The following is a 2110-nucleotide window of genomic DNA, read 5'->3' as shown; positions in this document are numbered from 1 at the left end:
CGTCGTGGTGGCCATGGCGTGCCCGCCGGCCGGTCAGTCGGTCCGGGCGTCTGCGGTGTCGGCGTCGTCGACGGACCCGCGGGGGTCCGGGGCGTCGCGCACGCCGTGCTCGGCGTGCAGGGCGCGCTGAGCCGCCCGGATGGCGAGGTAGGTGACGAGTGCGGCGACGGCCGTCAGTGGCCAGCCCATGGCGATGCGGGCGAAGCCCAGCCAGCCGGTCTCGTCGGACTCGTACAGGTGTTCCTGCACGACGAAGCGCGCGGCGAACACCAGCACCCAGAACAGGGTGGCGACGTCGAACGCCCGCACCGCCTTGCGAACGTCACGCCAGCCGCGGTCGTGGCCGTTGACCCAACCCCAGATATATCCGACGACGGGCCGGCGGATGATCACCGAGAGGCCGAACACCGACGCCCAGAACAGCGACATCCAGATGCCCAGCAGGAAATAGCCCTTGGATTCGCCCATCAGGTAGGCGATCAATGCGCAGAACGCGACGCCGAAGAAACCGGAGATCGCGGGTTGGGTGGTCTCGCGCCGCACCAGGCGCCAGATCAGGATCACGGTGGCCACGCCGAGCGCCGCGCAGATCGCGGGCACCAGGCCGGCGGCCGAGGACACCGGCACGAACACCACGACGGGCAGCGACGAGTAGATCAGGCCGCTGATGCCGCCCATCTGCGCGAGCAGCACCTGCGCACTCGTGGGCTTGCCCGGCGCGTCTCCGGGCGGGGTCAACTCCGGATCTCCCTGCTCACTTCTGGATTTCGTAGTGCGGGTTGTACAGCGCCTTGACGCCGTTCTCCAGCTTGCCGATGCGGCCGTGCACCCGCAGGGTGCGGCCGGACTCGATGCCGGGTATGCGGCGCTGGCCGAGCCAGACCAGCATCACCGAGTCGGTGCCGTCGAACAGTTCCGCGCGGACGCCGCCCGCACAGTTCTTCGAGTTGGCCTCGACGCTGCGCAGCGTGCCCACCATCGTCACTTCCTGACCGCGCTGACAGTCGATCACCTTCTGCGCACCGGTGCCGGCAGCCTCATCGGAGAGCTCCTCGACGTCGAGTTGCTCGGGGTCCTCCGTCAGCCGTCGGGTGAGCCGGCGCAAATACCCTTCGGCGGTGGCCATGGTCTCTCCTGACTAATGCAGATCCACTCTGGGTCTACCCAATCCAACGCCACGGTAGACCCCTGCGTTCCCTTTTGCCATGTGGGGTGCACAGCGCCACGCCGACGTTGCGACACGCGGTGTGAGCCGGTGCGCGACGTGCTTGACGCACCCGGCACGATCGTGGAATGGCGGTCGATCTGCGCGGGGTGACTACGGTGCTGCTGGCGGGCACCGGATCCGACGACGACTACGTCTACCGGGCGTTCTCCGCAGCTCTGCACGGCGTCGGCGCGGTCGTGGTGACGCCGCCACCTCGACCGGATCGGCTCGTCGACGGCTACCGCGAGGCACTGGACGACGCAGCGTGCGAGGGCCCGATCGCGGTCGGCGGGGTGTCCATCGGCGCGGCGGTCGCCGCCGCGTGGGCGCTGGAGAACCCGGGCCTCGCGCTGGCCGTTCTGGCCGCACTTCCGCCGTGGACCGGCTCCCCCGAGACGGCGCCCGCCGCGGCCACCGCCCGTCATTCCGCGCATGTGCTGCGCCGCGACGGACTGGCCGCGGCCACCGCGCAGATGCGCGCGTCGAGCCCGGCCTGGCTGGCCGACGAGCTGACCCGGTCGTGGGTGGGTCAGTGGCCGGATCTACCCGAGGCGATGGACGAGGCGGCCCGCTACGTCGCGCCGACGTGTCCGCAACTCGAGCGGCTTGCGGCGCCGATGGGGGTGGCCGCGGCCACCGACGACCCGGTGCATCCGGTCGAGGTCGGCTTCGAGTGGGTGTCGGCGGCGCCGCGGGCGGCGTTGCGGACGGTCACCCTCGACGAGATGGGCGCCGACCCGGCGGTGCTGGGCGCGGCCTGCCTGGCCGCGCTGCAGGAAGCGTGATGTCGGCGCGCTGACGTTCGCCGGGCGATCGTCTGCGCGCCGAAATCGCGAGAGGACCTAGCCGCCGGTGATGGTGCGCAGCTGCTGCATCGCCGAACCCTGGGCGCTGCGCCGCGCG

3 protein-coding genes are annotated in these 2110 nt (G+C 71.2%); 1 reads left to right on the top strand and 2 read right to left on the bottom strand.

Annotation, left to right across the window (positions count from 1 at the left end; genetic code table 11):
• Window positions 1–33: 33 nt before the first annotated feature.
• Both Q2100_RS27920 and Q2100_RS27915 read right to left on the bottom strand, forming a co-directional pair.
• Entirely contained in the window at window positions 34–738 is a 705-nt protein-coding gene (locus Q2100_RS27920; protein WP_302916654.1) for a DUF3159 domain-containing protein, read from the bottom strand.
• A 16-nt stretch (window positions 739–754) separates the two neighbouring features.
• Window positions 755–1126 carry an OB-fold nucleic acid binding domain-containing protein gene (locus tag Q2100_RS27915; protein WP_269896147.1) on the bottom strand — a complete coding sequence of 124 codons (372 nt, stop codon included), beginning with the start codon at window positions 1124–1126 and terminating at the stop codon, window positions 755–757.
• A gap of 167 nt (window positions 1127–1293) precedes the next feature.
• On the opposite strand from Q2100_RS27915, the gene Q2100_RS27910 reads away from it, so the two are divergent.
• Window positions 1294–1992 (top strand): alpha/beta hydrolase, encoded by a 699-nt coding sequence (locus Q2100_RS27910; protein WP_302916653.1) that lies wholly within the window; start codon window positions 1294–1296, stop codon window positions 1990–1992.
• Window positions 1993–2110 lie beyond the last annotated feature (118 nt).

Origin of the sequence: Mycolicibacterium arseniciresistens (assembly GCF_030519285.1) — a bacterium.
GTDB classification, from domain to species: domain Bacteria; phylum Actinomycetota; class Actinomycetes; order Mycobacteriales; family Mycobacteriaceae; genus Mycobacterium; species Mycobacterium arseniciresistens.
Note: the sequence above shows the minus strand (reverse complement) of the source record. Positions and strands in the feature narration are given on the sequence as shown.

Excerpts from the sequence above, each read along its gene's own strand:
- Q2100_RS27915 (WP_269896147.1), bottom strand. The coding sequence starts at position 1,126 with ATGGCCACCGCCGAAGGGTATTTGCGCCGGCTCACCCGACGGCTGACG.
- Q2100_RS27910 (WP_302916653.1), top strand. The coding sequence starts at position 1,294 with ATGGCGGTCGATCTGCGCGGGGTGACTACGGTGCTGCTGGCGGGCACC.